Origin of the sequence: Haladaptatus caseinilyticus, assembly GCF_026248685.1 — an archaeon.
GTDB lineage: Archaea > Halobacteriota > Halobacteria > Halobacteriales > Haladaptataceae > Haladaptatus > Haladaptatus caseinilyticus.
This window is the reverse complement of sequence record NZ_CP111036.1, coordinates 2,240,290-2,254,994: the sequence shown is the minus strand read 5'-3', so window position 1 is coordinate 2,254,994 and position 14,705 is coordinate 2,240,290. Positions and strand designations below refer to the sequence as shown.

At 58.4% G+C, this 14,705-nt stretch carries 18 protein-coding genes; 6 read left to right on the top strand and 12 right to left on the bottom strand.

Annotated features, from left to right (window positions below; genetic code table 11):
• Positions 1-26: 26 nt before the first annotated feature.
• Positions 27-212, bottom strand: a complete 186-nt coding sequence (locus tag OOF89_RS12115; RefSeq protein WP_266079784.1) for a methytransferase partner Trm112 — start codon at positions 210-212, stop codon at positions 27-29.
• Between the two features lie 103 nt (positions 213-315).
• Between OOF89_RS12115 and OOF89_RS12110 the strand changes: the two genes are divergently transcribed.
• Entirely contained in the window at positions 316-732 is a 417-nt protein-coding gene (locus OOF89_RS12110) for an EamA family transporter (RefSeq protein ID WP_266076472.1), read from the top strand.
• Between the two features lie 47 nt (positions 733-779).
• Here the strand turns inward: OOF89_RS12110 and OOF89_RS12105 are convergent, their stop codons facing one another.
• A complete protein-coding gene (locus OOF89_RS12105) occupies positions 780-2,144 on the bottom strand; it encodes an adenylosuccinate synthase (protein WP_266076470.1) in 1,365 nt (454 codons plus the stop codon).
• A gap of 232 nt (positions 2,145-2,376) precedes the next feature.
• Here OOF89_RS12105 and OOF89_RS12100 point away from each other — a divergent pair, with 232 nt between their 5' ends.
• Positions 2,377-2,676: a hypothetical protein gene (locus OOF89_RS12100; RefSeq protein WP_266076468.1), complete on the top strand. Its 300-nt coding sequence runs from the start codon at positions 2,377-2,379 to the stop codon at positions 2,674-2,676.
• Here OOF89_RS12100 and OOF89_RS12095 read toward each other — a convergent pair.
• The 5 genes from OOF89_RS12095 to OOF89_RS12075 all read right to left on the bottom strand — a co-directional run bounded on the left by OOF89_RS12095 (position 2,673) and on the right by OOF89_RS12075 (position 6,479).
• Complete coding sequence (locus tag OOF89_RS12095) at positions 2,673-4,583, bottom strand: DUF7527 domain-containing protein (RefSeq protein WP_266076467.1); 1,911 nt, start codon at positions 4,581-4,583, stop codon at positions 2,673-2,675. The genes OOF89_RS12100 and OOF89_RS12095 overlap by 4 nt on opposite strands.
• A gap of 55 nt (positions 4,584-4,638) precedes the next feature.
• Positions 4,639-5,427 (bottom strand): MBL fold metallo-hydrolase, encoded by a 789-nt coding sequence (locus tag OOF89_RS12090; protein ID WP_266076466.1) that lies wholly within the window; start codon positions 5,425-5,427, stop codon positions 4,639-4,641.
• Between the two features lie 15 nt (positions 5,428-5,442).
• Positions 5,443-5,721: a UPF0058 family protein gene (locus OOF89_RS12085; protein WP_266076465.1), complete on the bottom strand. Its 279-nt coding sequence runs from the start codon at positions 5,719-5,721 to the stop codon at positions 5,443-5,445.
• A gap of 71 nt (positions 5,722-5,792) precedes the next feature.
• A complete protein-coding gene (locus OOF89_RS12080; protein ID WP_066142210.1) occupies positions 5,793-6,008 on the bottom strand; it encodes a ribbon-helix-helix domain-containing protein in 216 nt (71 codons plus the stop codon).
• Positions 6,009-6,188: 180 nt separating this feature from the next.
• Positions 6,189-6,479 (bottom strand): hypothetical protein, encoded by a 291-nt coding sequence (locus OOF89_RS12075; protein ID WP_266076464.1) that lies wholly within the window; start codon positions 6,477-6,479, stop codon positions 6,189-6,191.
• 238 nt (positions 6,480-6,717) lie between these two features.
• Here OOF89_RS12075 and OOF89_RS12070 point away from each other — a divergent pair, with 238 nt between their 5' ends.
• From OOF89_RS12070 to OOF89_RS12055, 4 genes are all read left to right on the top strand, one after another.
• Entirely contained in the window at positions 6,718-7,314 is a 597-nt protein-coding gene (locus OOF89_RS12070) for a sulfite oxidase-like oxidoreductase (protein WP_266076463.1), read from the top strand.
• A 33-nt stretch (positions 7,315-7,347) separates the two neighbouring features.
• Entirely contained in the window at positions 7,348-8,676 is a 1,329-nt protein-coding gene (locus OOF89_RS12065) for an isochorismate synthase (protein ID WP_266076462.1), read from the top strand.
• Complete coding sequence (gene menD, locus OOF89_RS12060; RefSeq protein ID WP_266076460.1) at positions 8,673-10,424, top strand: 2-succinyl-5-enolpyruvyl-6-hydroxy-3-cyclohexene-1-carboxylic-acid synthase; 1,752 nt, start codon at positions 8,673-8,675, stop codon at positions 10,422-10,424. The genes OOF89_RS12065 and menD overlap by 4 nt, the downstream gene beginning before the upstream one ends.
• A 68-nt stretch (positions 10,425-10,492) precedes the next feature.
• Positions 10,493-10,873, top strand: coding sequence for a DUF7522 family protein (locus OOF89_RS12055; protein ID WP_266076459.1), 381 nt, complete (start codon positions 10,493-10,495; stop codon positions 10,871-10,873).
• Between the two features lie 68 nt (positions 10,874-10,941).
• Here the strand turns inward: OOF89_RS12055 and OOF89_RS12050 are convergent, their stop codons facing one another.
• From OOF89_RS12050 to OOF89_RS12030, 5 genes are all read right to left on the bottom strand, one after another.
• Entirely contained in the window at positions 10,942-11,184 is a 243-nt protein-coding gene (locus tag OOF89_RS12050) for a hypothetical protein (protein ID WP_266076457.1), read from the bottom strand.
• The gene (locus tag OOF89_RS12045) at positions 11,181-12,419 is read right to left on the bottom strand and encodes a tripartite tricarboxylate transporter permease (RefSeq protein ID WP_266076456.1); all 1,239 of its coding nucleotides are present in this window, start codon (positions 12,417-12,419) and stop codon (positions 11,181-11,183) included. The genes OOF89_RS12050 and OOF89_RS12045 overlap by 4 nt, the downstream gene beginning before the upstream one ends.
• Positions 12,420-12,538: 119 nt before the next feature.
• Positions 12,539-12,880, bottom strand: a complete 342-nt coding sequence (gene rpl12p, locus OOF89_RS12040; RefSeq protein WP_266076454.1) for a 50S ribosomal protein P1 — start codon at positions 12,878-12,880, stop codon at positions 12,539-12,541.
• Between the two features lie 6 nt (positions 12,881-12,886).
• Entirely contained in the window at positions 12,887-13,915 is a 1,029-nt protein-coding gene (locus tag OOF89_RS12035) for a 50S ribosomal protein L10 (RefSeq protein WP_266076452.1), read from the bottom strand.
• A 1-nt stretch (position 13,916) separates the two neighbouring features.
• Positions 13,917-14,555 (bottom strand): 50S ribosomal protein L1, encoded by a 639-nt coding sequence (locus tag OOF89_RS12030; protein ID WP_266076451.1) that lies wholly within the window; start codon positions 14,553-14,555, stop codon positions 13,917-13,919.
• Positions 14,556-14,705 lie beyond the last annotated feature (150 nt).

The window sequence follows — 14,705 nt, the reverse complement described above, 5'->3', positions numbered from 1 at the left end:
CCCTCTCTCTACCAGTACAAAAACGTTCAGGCTTCGCGCATGTCCGGCGGGAGGAGGTTCGGAATTCCGTCCTCGATCGGATAGCGCTCACCGCACTGCGTACAGGTAAGCGTCCCGAAAATAACCTCTTCGTCCTCTTCCTGCCGTGTGTCGAGTTCGAGTTCCTGTTTATCCAGCGGACAGCAGATGATGTCCATCAAGGATTTCTTCATATCCGGGTGGACGAAGGGATGGGGCAAAAGCGTGACGGGTTCGTCGGTTCGTCTCCCTTCCGCTTTCGAAACGACTCTCATCCCCGGGCCAAAACACCCCTGCATGAACTACATCGGGTGGGCGATTATCGCCCTCATCGGTTACACTGCACTGCCGCCCCTCGTCAGTATCGCAACGCAGGACATTCCGGATACGGTAGCCGCGCTTGTCGCAAACGGGATGCTCGTCGTTGCGGCCCTCGCCGTGACGATGTACGAAGGTGAGCAGATCGTTCCGTACCTCACCAGCGACAAAGCGCCGTACATGTACCTCGCGGGTGTGTTTCTCGCCATCGGGATCCTCGCGTACTATCGGGCGTTGGCGACCGGTCCGGTCAGCGTCGTCGTGCCGATTTTCGGTCTCTTTATCGCGACGAGTTCGGTTCTCGGCATCGCCTTTTTGGACGAACCCCTGACCGCACGAAAAGTCGCAGGGATCGGATTCGCGCTGGTCGCTATCTATCTTACAGCGGTCGAATAGGGAACGAGAAGCGACGAAACCGGAAAAACAGAACCGCGAGAACCCGACTATTCGAGTGGGTTCGTCAACACGATGGTCTCTTCTCGGCCTGGCCCGACACCGACGGCGTAGACGGGTGCACCGAGTTCGTCGCTGATGTAATCGAGGTAGGCTCGTGTATTCTCCGGAATCGCGTCGTACCCTTCCTCGACGACTTCGTTCCAGTTCACTTCGGGCCAGCCCTCGAAGGTTTTGAAGTTCGGTTCACAGCGACCCCAGCGTTCCGTCGTCGCTGGCATGGTGAAGATTTCTTCACCATCCAACTCGTAGCTATGGCCGACGTTCAGTTCGTCGAGACCTGCGAGTACGTCGAGGTGGTTGACGGCGATACCGGTGAAACCGCTGACGCGGGCGGCGTGGCGAAGCATCGGCATGTCGAGCCACCCGACCCGGCGTGGCCGACCGGTGACGGTACCATACTCGCCGCCTTTTTCCCGGATGTACTCCGCAAGATCCTCGTTTTCTCCAGTCCCCTGTTCGTCATAGCCCGGTGTGTCACCAGCGACGCCACCGAGTTCGGTCGGGAGCGGCCCGCTTCCGACTCGTGTGAGATACGCTTTTACGATACCGACGACTTCGCCACCTCCGACGACGCCGGGACTGAGACCGGTTCCCGTGGCGGCCCCGCCCGCAGTCGGATTCGAAGAGGTAACGTACGGATAGTTTCCGTGATCGATGTCGATGATGGTCCCCTGCGCACCTTCGAATATCGCTTCTTCACCGTCATCGAGGCGTGAAGAGATGAAATCGCCAGCATTGACGGTCATGTTGTCCTCTTTCATCCGTTCGCCGTACGCCTTGTATTGCTCGTAGAGAGCGTCGATGTCGAACGCTTCGCCGGTTTCGACTCCGAAGACGTTTTCGGCGAGGGCGCGCTTTTGCGGGACGACGTATTCGAGTTTCTCGCGGAGGAGTTCGGGAGTGAGAAGGTCACCGATTCGGATACCCCGCCGACCGGCCTTGTCTTCGTAGGTTGGGCCGATACCTCGACCCGTCGTGCCCACTTTGCGGTCGGAGTCGCTTTTCGCCTCTTCCTCGATGCCGTCGAGAACACGATGATACGGGAGGATGACGTGCGCACGCCGTGCGAGTCGCACGTCCGGTTCGAGACCCCGCTCACGGAGGGCGTCGATCTCACTGAACAGGGTCTCGGGGTTGATGACACATCCATTTCCGAGGACGCCGACTTTTCCCCGGATGACCCCGCTTGGAACGAGAGAGAGTTTGTATTCGGTACCGTCCTCGACGACAGTGTGGCCTGCGTTGTCGCCACCCTGATAGCGAACGACCACATCAGCAGCGTCGCCGTAGAGGTCAACGACGCGACCTTTGCCCTCGTCGCCGAGTTGCGAACCGACGATAGTTACGGTCATACCGGAGGTTCCTTCTCACGCACCTCCTAAACCGATTACGGTCTCCGAAGCCAAATGATGCATGCATGTGTATAAATATGGCTAACCAATAGTCGATTCGTGCAATTTCGACGATACTGTCGCGGTGAAGCCGGAAGTGTTAACTCGTCCCACTAATAACTCTCTGTCCACCCTTCTGCATGCGATGCGGACAACAACCTTTAAAAGGTTCAAAGACAAGTTAACACATGCCATGATAGATCGACTGGAGAAGGAAGTCGATATGCTGGAACGCCACTTGCAGGTCCTGAAGATGGTTATCGAAAACGAGCCCATCGGCATCGTCAAGATGTCGAACGAAACGGGCTACCCACATCACAAGGTTCGATACTCTCTCCGTGTCCTCGAAGAAGAAAATCTCATCTCGCCCTCGAATCAGGGCGCAATTACGACCGACCGAACCGAGGAGTTCGTCGCCGAACTCGACGAGAAACTGTCGGAAATAACCGACAAGCTCGACACGATGAAAATCGGCGAAAAACCCGAAGCTTAGAGTTCTGGAACGGTCAGGTGGAATTCGCCATTACGCGATTCGACCAAACATAGATGATATCCCCGCTTTCGGGATAGCTTGACGAAACTTTCTCGTTTTTCTCGCGTCAGCAGTCCCCCACTGGTTGCATCCTCCGTCGTCTCCAGCGCCGCCGGTTCGAAGAAGCTCCTCGTGACCTGAAACGCTGCACTGAGTTCGTTGTTCGCAGTCGCAACGTCGCTCGATGCGTCAACGAGCGACCCGAGCATTTCGCCCGTCGCCGGGTCGCGCGAATCGTTGATGTTCGCAACGATCAATGGATTGCCCATTCGGTCGCGAAGGATAACGTCGAACCGCATCTCGCGTTCTTCGCCGTCCTCGTTCTCCGCGGCTAAGACACCGTGAAGCTCGGCCCGGTCGATCTCTTGAATCGCATCGAAGAGGTCCTTTAACCCCCGCTGATGGTCGGTATCTACGATTTCGTACAGTAGATCGACGACGAGCCACGAGACGAACTGGTACTCCATCGATTCGTGGAGGAACGTTTCGTACTCCTTGCCATCCACCGTAATGCCTTCGACGTCGAACTGCGTGTGGTGTTCGAGTTTCAGGTTGGATTCGACCGCTCCTCGGTCCGCCTCGCCCGCCGCTGCGTCCGCCAACGTCCCCTTCCCTTTCGACCCGTACCGGACGAACAGGTTCGTCTCCGAAAACGCTTGTTGTGGCGTGATCTGTCGCTCCGCAGCTACGCCGGGACTGTTTTGCCGTACCGATTCGAGTTCGGTGCGAAGCTCGTCGAGTTCGTTTTGGAGGCGGTCACGCTCTTTTTCCAGTTCGTCCCGCTCGACCTCGGTGCTTTTGAGTTTAGTTTGAAGCGCTTCGAGTTGTTCCGTTCGTGCGACGAGTTCGGTTTCGAGTTCCGTCGTCTGATTCGACGCAGTTCGACCTCGACTCCGACCCTGTCGCTGTGACGGGTTCCGAGCGCTTCGCCTCTGTTTGACACCCGATTCACGCGATTTCGAGGCGCTACTTTTCTCCGGGTCGAGCGACGGAATCGTCGTCGTCTCTCGCCACTGCTGTTCGTCGGAAAACGTAGCTGGCGCTTCTTTCGTCTCCCCCGCCGGCCGCTGGTCCGGCTTCGATTCGGTATCGCTCGGCGGCGACTGCGACATGTTCGACGACTGAACTGGTTGGGAACGCGTAGCTGGTTGTGACGGCCGTGCCGTCTCTCCCTCGTCCGTCACGGGCGGTGGCGTCTGTCGATCTTCGGCTGTCGATTGGTCCGCGGTCGGCGCCGTCTCTGACGTTTCCGTCGTCGGGTCGGATGATTGCCCCGCTCCCCCGGTAGGGGTCCGTGTCGGCTCCGGTTCGGATTCCGCAGACGATTGCGGTTCCGGAATGTCGATGATGTCCACGTCCGCGGCGACGACCTCGTAAATACCGACTTCGTCGTTCGCCCGTTCGAACGCCTCGTCGCCGGTCAGTAGTTTTTCGCTTTCACCGACGTATGCGGCAGTCATCGAACGTCCAGCATGATAGACGACGTAGTAGTCGCCGCTCAGAACGTTTTCGCTGAGTTCGACGTATCCGGTGAAGTTCTTCGAGGCGAGCGTGTCGCTCGCCTCGGCGAGTGGGGTGTCGTTGGTGTAGTATTTCGCCTGTGTCTTCCCACCGCGTTCTTGCATACTGAGCAACAGCGGAAGCGAGGGGTGTGGGGCTTCGAAGATCGTTCCATCCGTGTCCCCGAAATCGGTGATTTCGCCGTCGAAAACCCCGACGCCGCGACCGTTCAACATGAACAGCCACGCGCCGCTCGCTTTGACGGCACCGGAAAAGTCGGCGTCTGCGAGGTCTCGGAGTGCGTTGAAGCCTCCGGAGAAGGGACGTGAATCCCAGTCAGTTATCTGTTCGACCGTGCGCGCATCCATATTACGTCAAAACGGAATCCCCCTCAAATAGTTTCGGGTTGGCGGGATGCGTCTGTCAGACACAACCTAATTCAATTACATATCCGTCGTCCGCCACGTCGAATCCACGCTTTATCACGGTTCTGTATGCCGACGTAGTCGAATCGGCGGCTGGATTCGTGTGATTCAGATGAGTGAAATATAGCTCCGTATCACAGTCGTCGAAACGGTCCATCGTCTCTGGTATCATCGGATGGGGAACGTCCCTTCTACCGACCTCGTCCATCGAAAAGAACGTACCATCGACCAGTGCAACGTCGCTTTTCTTGACTGCACGTTCCGTCTCCGGCGACCAATAGTCGATGTCGGGAATATAGGTCATCGACGCATCCTCGCCCTCGAATCGCAATCCGACCGTGTCGGCGTCCTCGTTTCGGTGTGGAACGGGTATCGGGTGGCACTGTATCTCCGCGATCTCGAAGGATTTACCGGGGACGAACGGACGCAGTTCGACGTTTCCCCGCTCGATGAGGTGTCGGTACGCTTTGTTCCCATCCCGGAGCCACGCGTCCATCTTCTCCGAGCAGTACACCGGTTTGTGGTCGGTATTGTAACCCTCCCGTCCGAAATAGAACAGCCCGCCATAGTGGCCGATGTGAGCGTGAGTCAAGATGACCGAATCGACGGTCGATACTCCGACAGTTCGTTTGACATCCGGCGGTGCATCGACTAAAACCGTCTCATCGCCCGATTCGACAGTTATCGCTGGCCCGTGGCGGACGATTCCCGTCGTACACTGGTTGCACTCACAGTCCAGTCGGGGAATCCCCTCGTCCTGCGCCGTTCCGAGAACTCGAACCTGCACGAAACGTGCTGAAAATCAGATTTTACTCTCGGCGTCGTCGGCCAGTTCTTCCATTCGCTTGCCGATTCGACCTGCCTCGCTGAACTCGTCTTCGCTCATCACGTCCGCAAGCGAGTTACCGAGCACGAAAACGGCATGTTTGTGCTCACTCTTGGACTTGTGAACGTGAGACGGGTCGACATCGAGTTGGTCGTAGGCGTCGAACGCACCGGTCGGTATGTCGTCTTGTTCCCTGAAGTACTCCATGATGGTGACCATCTGCTCGTGAAGCTCAAGGAGTTCGTCTTTATGCATAAGCGCGGATTAGTAGTTATTCGGTTTAAGAGTTTCTGAGAACTATTCACACGTTGAGGCGAAACACGGTGCTAAAAGACGTATTCGTCTTCGTGCCCCATCATCCCCTCATCTTCGAGACCCGGTTCTCGGTCGTTGTCCATCGGCCCACTCGTCTTGTATGCCTTGAGACCGGTTGCTAGTAAGTCCTCGATTGCTTCTTCTCGGTTGACGAACTCGCCCTGTTCGACCATCTGGGCGATTTGCATTTCGAGGTGCTCCGGGACGGTGATCTCTACCTTTGGCATTGGAACAGTTGAGGGCTTCGGGAGGGGTGTTCTTAAGTCTGACGGGTAGATAGTACGACGGTCACGGAACGAATATTTTTATTTTCCAAATCTTTTTTATGGTATTATATAAATTCAACCCTATTCATTGGAATCTCCCCTCGCGGTGGTGTTGGAGAAAGGAAAAGTTTCCGCCTTCGGTTATCGGTTGCCGAACATCTGGTCGAGTGAGTCGATGATGCTACTTGGCTTCAGTGATTCGAGGCGCTGTTGCATCCGCTTCTGGTTGAAGTAGCTAGCGAACGCGAGGATGGTCGGTGGCCACAGGCCGATGAACAGCCCGCGTTCTCGGTTCCCCCTGATGAAGAACTGATGCCACGCGAGGAGAACGGAGACTCCGGACGCGAGTATTGCTACGTCCCGTGTCGATTCTTCTGCAGCTTCCATCGCCGGACTTTCTCGCATTTTTGCTCGTTGTTCTGTCTCGGACATGCGTCAATCGATTACGCGACGTCGTTCTTTGTTATTCAGTGAGTACCGACCCCCCGAAATACGATACGTAGGTTACGCGATGATAAGCGCACGTTTCCTCGAACCCCATTTCGCATCCATGCCATCCCCTCGTGCTCCAATACGAGGGTTTGACTTTTACGGGGCATTTTGCAGCCGATTGCCTTACACATTCCTCCGCAGTCGTTAGACTGACGGTTTCGCCGCTCCGAGTTCGACCATGAGCGTCAGGGATGTTACGCACCTCTATCAGGAGTTCGACGACGAGCGACTGCCACCGGGACAGCGCGAGACGAGCAAATTCCCCGTTCTCTCGAAGGGCGATACGCCCGATTGGAACCCGGAAACGTGGGAGTTTTCGGTGACGGGAGCGGTCGAAGACGAACGAACGTTCTCGTGGGACGAGTTCCGTAACCTACCGCACGAAACGCAGAGGCAGGATTTTCACTGCGTCACCGGTTGGAGCAAGTTCGATTGTGAGTTTACTGGAGTCACCTTTCCCACCCTCGCGGAATTGGCCGGCGTCGAAGACGACGCCGTCCACGTCATGTTCTCGGCACTCGACGGCTACACGACGAACCTCTCCCTTTCGGCTTGCATGCGCGATGAGGTTCTGTTCGCGTGGAATTACGACGGCGACTCACTTCCCCGTGAACACGGCGGACCGCTTCGGGTGCTCACACCACACAGATACGCATACAAGGGGGCCAAATGGGTGGACGGTATCGAATTCCTCACCGAACCTGAACGAGGGTATTGGGAGAAAAGAGGTTATTCTAACACTGCAAATCCCTGGAATGAGGAGCGATATAGTTAGGCTGAAGGGTTACCGCTCCTGAGTTCTCACCCAATGCCAGCGCATCGTGACGGTCAACTGTCGGCGGGTGCTTCCCTCGTGACCCGAACCTGCCGAATATCCGACGTTTCGTTTCGTTCGTTTCTCGCTGGACGGCAGGCTCCGAGAATCTACTGGACGACCCCCGATGGGCTCGAAGTAGCCGCGAGTGGTGCCGTCGCTCGCGTCACTGCAACTGGAAACGCCAGGTTCGACACCGTCCGTGAACGAGCGAGCGACCTTTTCGTTTCGCTTGACGTCGATGGGGGGCCAAAAGCCACGCGACCACGACTGTTCGGCGGGTTTTCGTTCCACGCCAAACACGAACCGATGTCTCCGTGGGGCGGGTTTCCCGGCGCTGAGTTCGTCCTTCCCCACGTACAACTGACCCGAACGGAGACCGAGACATGGCTCACGGTTTCGGGCCACGACGTGACGCCCGACGAAGTCGAAACAAAGCTTGCTGAACTGCGAACTGAACTGAACGAACTCCCGGAGATGCGGCCGCGCGGCGAGGCCCCGGGCGTCAAATCGACCCACCACACTACTTCACGCGAGGAGTGGAGCGAGCAGGTACACCGAGCGACCGAGCGGATCCAAGCCGGAGAACTACAGAAAGTCGTGCTCGCTACCGCGCTCGAAGTCGAACTAGAAAATCCCATTGCCGTACCGGACACCCTCGAGCGGCTTCGAACGTCGTATCCGGACTGTTATCGGTTCCTCTTCGAACCGACAGCCGACGGTGGTTTTTTCGGCGCACCGCCGGAGCGACTCGTCTCACTCACGGGACAGACCGTCGAAACGGAGGCACTCGCGGGGTCTATCGGGAGGGGCAAGACTCCCGAGGAGGACGACGAACTGGCGGAACGGTTGATCGAGAGTGAAAAGGTCCGCGAAGAGCACGAGCTTGTCTCCGAAACCATCCACGATGGACTCGAACCGCTCGCATCGTCGGTGCGCGTCGGCGACCGACGACTCAAACGCCTTTCGAACATTCAACACCTCCAGACACCGATTTCCGCCGATCTCGACGGCGACGAACACGTCCTGTCGGTGGTCAAAGCACTTCATCCGACCCCCGCAGTCGGCGGTCTCCCACCCGAAGACGCCAAGCGGACCATCCGCGAGACGGAGACGTTCGACCGCGGCTGGTACGCCTCGCCGATCGGTTGGTTCGACGCTGACGGCGATGGCGAGTTCGCAGTTGGGATTCGCTCCGGTGTCGCCGCTGACTCGTTCGTCACGCTGTTCGGTGGCAATGGCATCGTCGCTGACAGCCACCCGGACGACGAATGGAACGAAGTGCAGTTGAAATTCCTGCCGATTCTGGACGAACTCGAATGACCCATCCGAACCGAAACACGCTGTGGGCGGAGACGTTCGTGGACGAAGTGGCCAAGGCGGGTATCGATGCGGTCTGTCTCGCTCCCGGCAGTCGCTCCACTCCCCTGACGGTTGCGTTCGCCACCCACGACGATATCGAAGTGTTCTCACATTTGGACGAACGCTCCGCCGCTTTCTTCGCGCTCGGACGTGCAAAGCGCACCGGAACGCCGACGCCAATCGTCTGCACCTCCGGAACGGCGGCGGCGAACTTCCACCCTGCGATAATCGAGGCGGACAGGGCGCGGGTACCCATGCTCGTCTGTACGGCGGACCGTCCCCCCGAGCTTCGGGATAGCGGTGCGAACCAGACGGTGGACCAGGAAAAACTGTACGGCGATGCGGTCCGCTGGTACGCTGATATCGCGGAACCGGAGGCGAGCGCGCGCAAACTTCGCTATCTCAGAACGACAACAGCCCGAGCACTCACCTCTGCGACCGGTACGCCGCCGGGACCGGTACATCTCAACTTCCCATTCAGAAAGCCGCTCGAACCGACTGCAGTTCCGGGCGACGTCCCCGACGGTTTCGAAGACGAGCATCCGCTCGCAGTTACGGGACGCGACGAACCGTTTGTCACCGTGTCCCAGGGCGTCCCGGAACTCGATCCCGAATCGCTCGTCTCCATCGCGGAAACGGTCTCGGATGCGGAGCGAGGCTTGCTCGTCGTCGGGCCTGCCGATGCACCGACCCCGACACGAGATTCCCTCTCCCAACTCGCGGACAAAACCGGCTTTCCAATCCTCGCGGACCCGCTGTCCGGTCACCGGTTCGGTCACGACCGAACGATTATCGGAGGATACGACTCATACCTCGTTCGGGACGTGACCGATGAGTGGCCCGACCCCGATGTCGTTATTCGATTCGGCGCGTCGCCGACCTCGAAAACACTCCGGCAATATCTCGAACGAACCGATACACGGCAGTATCTCGTCGATGCTGCGGGCGGTTGGCGAGAAGCGACTTTTACAGCAACGGATCTCGTCGTCGCTGACCCGACCCGGTTCGTCCGTCGGTTAGTGGGCGAACTCCCGGAACGGAGTGAAAGCGATGATTGGTCCGCCTCCTTCGAACGCGCGGATTCATGTCATTGGGAACACGTTGAGCAGTCGAACGACCATTTCGAAGGCGGTGTACTCGCGGCCGTCACCGAACTCGTCCCCGATCCGGCAACCCTGTTCGTCTCGAACAGCATGCCAGTCCGGGACATCGACAGATTCGGAAAACCGCGCTCCGCCGACGTAACGGTCCTCGGTAATCGCGGTGCGAGCGGCATTGACGGTATCATCAGTACTGCACTCGGAGCAGGCAGTGCGACTACTGACCCGGTAGTCCTCGTGCTCGGTGACATCGCGTACTACCACGACATGAACGGATTGCTCGCGCTTACGCGCAGTGGTGTCGATGCGACCATCGTCGAAATCAACAACGATGGTGGTGGGATCTTCCATATGCTTCCGATCGAGTCGTTCGATCCGCCGTTTACCGGGCAGTTTCGAACACCGCACGGCCTCGACTTCGAAGCGACGGAGGGTCTCTACGACCTCGATTTCGACCGTGTGGAGACCCTTTCCGAATTCCGTGAACGGTTCCAAACGTCCCTCAACACCGCTGGAACACAGGTCATCGAGGTCATTACCGATGCGGACGCCAGCCATCGCGTTCGAGAATCGATACAAGAATCCGTCGTTCGAGACCTCTCCGACTGATTTTCATCGAAGATAATCGACCGAAGAGTAATGGTATCGTCGTGAGAACATCGAGCAGGATGGTTCTCATGACTGGAACAGCTACCGAATCCAAAGAACTCGTCTCCTTTCTCCAAGATCGAGTCGGCGACCACCTTCGGAGTGTACTGTACTACGATGACGATACCCACGAGTTGCTGTATATCCGTGACGACGTTGCGGACGCCTACGACGAACGAGCGCGTGTGGACGTCCTTCGTGATATGCGTCTCGAAGCCATCGAAAAAGCCCATCAGGAGGACCTCTATATTCACGGGTCGCTGGATTGTACCATTCGATGTTTCGATGACGCCGTCGAGATGCATTTCATCCACGGGGAGGCACGCGGAACCGCAGTCGCGCTGGACAGCGAAGTGTTCGCAGTCCACAACACGTTCGTCGGTCGGTGTCTCGAAGTGATGGGTCAATAGTTTCTGCAACCGACACACGCGAAAAGTGGTACATATCGACACGACGTGCGTGTCGGCCCCTCGATGGACTATCGATCCCCCTTTTCGACCTGTTCTTTTGACGCCGACACCTCTCGCTTCAGTTCATCAATTTCCTCCTTCGAGCGTTTGTGGGCCAAGAACAACCCACGGAAGACGGTGAGTGGCAATCCGAACAGCAGTATCGTAACGATGAACACGACGAACAACTCCATGCCGCCGGGAACCGGACCGAACAGCGAGATAATACAGCCTAATTGACAATCGACCGGGAAAAGCTTCGTGGTCCTCATACAAGCGCGAGGGGCCCCATCAACACTCCCATCAGGTGAACCCGACGACAGCCAACTCGCGGTGGAAAGAGACCGAGGAGAACGCTAACGAGAAAAATCCCGATGCCAACGATACCGGCGAACAGAAACGATGCAATGACCAGCAAGGAGAGTACGCCGACCGATAGCGTCCGATAATCCGCCCGTCCGACGGTTTCGAGATATGTGTCGCCGACCACGAGAGCGAGGGCGAAGCCGACGATACCGGCGATCGCGACGCTGACGAGTAGCGTCGGGAGATGAAGCGGCGTGTTCGTTTCCCGAAGGGCGACCATCACCCCAGTTCGTGGCGTCCCGAGGGCGACCAGGGCAAACAGCGCGAACACCGTATTCGCGGTGTTGACACCGCTAGTTGCGACGACGAATCCCCTCGCTCCAGTTCTCCCGGGAACGAGTGTGAGCGCGATGACGGCAGCAATCGCACTCGAGACGCCGGGCAAATAGCCGACGATTGCACCGGCAACGGCACCAGCCGCGGCGGTGAGTACTACGTCTTCCCGCGACGTGGCGAGTGCGGCATCCGACTGTTCCGGAACGCCTGCACCGTCCATCGCATCGACGAGAACTGGCGCACCAAACAACCCGGCGAACAGTGGTGTGAGGACACCGCCTGCATCCAATGGAGCGGCGGGCGAAAGGTCGAGGGTGAGTACGCCGAGAATGACGCTTGCACAAAGTGCGACCAAGCCACCGACTTTCCCACGCATCGTTGGTTCCGTGACGACGAGAAATCCCGCGACGAAAACGAGAACGAACGGGAGGTTTTCCCGAATCACTGGATACGCCGTGGTCATCACCGTCGTCACCGGAATTGCGAGCGGTACCGCGAGGGCGACTGCGAGACCACTCCCGAGAGCAGAAAGGCGGATCGCCTCTCGTCCACGACCTTCGATAACGAGTCGGTGCCCGGGAAGTGCCGACACCGCCATTACGGGGTCCGGTACCCCGAGCGCGAGGGTTGGAACGACATCGAGAAACGAGTGGACGACACCTGCGGACAGCATCGCAGAACCGACGAGTTCCGGTGGACCGGGTATCGCCGGGGCGGCCGACGCGAGCAGCAAAGCGAGATTATTGACGTGAATTCCCGGCGTCAGTCCACTCAGCGTGCCGAGTGCGATACCACCGAGAATGAACGCGAGTGCCGTTGCCGTCGTCGCCGGTGCCACCACCAACCGCGTTCCGAACACCTCCATCGAGGTGGAATGGTTCCGCTTTCGTACTTAAACGTTCGCGGTTGCTGACCTGTTGGTATCGAATCGAGCAGTCGCTCTCCGATTTGCGCACGAAAGAAAAACCGGTTTGATATCGTCGTTTAACCGAAGAGTTCGCCGAGACCTTCGCCGCCCGCATCGTCGTCTTCGTCCTCGTCGTCTTCCTCTTCGGCGGCCTCTTCCTCTTCGGCACCTTCGTCGTCACCCTCGTCGCCACCTGCGGCGCCGCCTGCGGCGCCGCCTGCGGCGGCACCACCGGCGGGGACGGCGGCGGCCTGTTCGACGGCCTCGTCGATATCGACGTCTTCGAGTGCGGCGACGAGCGCCTTCACTCGGGACTCTTCGACATCGACGCCAGCGGCGTCGAGCACGTTGGTGAGGTTTTCTTCGTTGAGTTCTTCGCCCGATTCGTTCAAGATGAGTGCAGCGTAAACGTATTCCATTGTTAGTTATCCGAACATAGCGCCGAGACCTTCTCCGCCTGCATCTTCGTCATCGTCGTCGTCGTCATCGTCGTCTTCAGGCTCGGCTTCAGTTGCTTCTTCGTCAGTCGATTCTTCTTCTTCAGCACCGCCCGCCGCAGGTGCTTCGATACCACGAAGCTCCTCGGGCAGCGCATCTTCGTCGTCGATCTGTGCAGCCAGGGTCCGAACCTGAGCGTCCGCTTTGCTCACGAGGTCCGAAGCGAGGTCCGGACTCTCGATGGCGGCCTGGAGACCGAGGCTCTTGGCCTCGCCAGTCGCCTTCGAGACGAGCAGGGGAACGGTCTGTTCGGTCGGGTACACCGCGTTGACGGAGAGGTTGCGACCGAAGGCCGCAGCCCGCTCGATGTCCGCGCGGTACTCGTCCACGTCGATGGCGAGCTCGTCCGATTCGAACATGACGCCATCGGAGTAGACGGCGCGCAGGTCGAGACCGACCTCTTTCGGCACCATACCGAGTTCAGCGAGCACGTTCGCGAGCTCGGGTGAAACCTCGTCGCCTTCCTCCGCGACGAGACTGTCCTCGGTTACGTGGATGGAACCATCCATGATCCGTGCGGCAGCTCCGGCCTGCTGGAGTTCACCAACGAACGGGCCGGGGTCGACGCCCGTGTCACCTTCCGGAATGGTGATTTCGTTCGGAGCGATTTCGCCCGCCGAAATCGGTGCCGGACTCTTGGATGCTTCGAGTTCCTTGTACAGGCCGAACGGGTTGTCGTTCGTTCCGATGAGACCGACCTGTCCGGAGATATACTCCTCTAAATCCTCGAATCCGTCACCGACGGATTCGAGCGCCCGTTCCACGAGGGTATTTCGGCTGACGCGGAGTTCCGCGCTCCCGTGGAGACTGCGACGCATATTCTGGAGCTGTTTGCTCGGGATGCCGGTGATGTTGACGACGCCAACACTGCTGTACCTGTCGACGAAGTCGGTTAACTCATCGACTTCCGCGCGCTTCCACTCCGGAATCGTCTCAGTCTTGCGTTCTGCGGACATCTCAGGCCACCTCCACGGACGGCCCCATCGTCGTCTTCACGAAGACGGTATCGACGTTGAGCGGACCTTTCTCCAGGTTGGAGTGGAGACGCCGAATGATGACGTCGATGTTATCGGCGATCTCCTCGGCGGACATGTCCTCCGCACCGACGCGCGTGTGGAACGTGCGTCGGTCACCGCTTCGAAGCTGGACGGTGTTTTTCATCCGGTTGACGGTTTCGACGACGTCGTCGTCGGGTTGAAGCGGCGTCGGCATCTTACCACGTGGACCGAGCACGGTACCGAGGTATCGACCGATGTCCTGCATCAGCGACGCCTCGGCAACGAAGAAGTCGGTCTCGTCGGCGAGATCCTTTGCCGCGTCGGTATCGTCACCCAGGTCTTCCAACTCGTCGCCACCGAGAACGTCGTCCGCGACGTCCTCAGCACGGAGGGCGGTTTCGCCCTCCGCGAACACGACGATTTGGGTATCCTGGCCGGTTCCGGACGGGAGTACGATACTCTCGTCTACACGATTCGACGGATCGTTTAAATCGAGGTCGCGCAGATTGATCGCGAGGTCCACCGTTTCACGGAAATTCCGCTCCGGGGAGTCCTCGAGTGCGCGAGAGACTGCTTGCTCTATTTCATTATCTGCCATCGTTCACCTCCGTAGTACGCAGGGATGCTCCTACGGGTCAGTGAAACAGGCGATGCCTGTCTCACCGGAAATTGACGCATGTCGAACTTAAACCCGTCGAACCAGCGTGGAAATCCCGCCGTCGCCGATACTGGTTTGTTTCGTGCTATC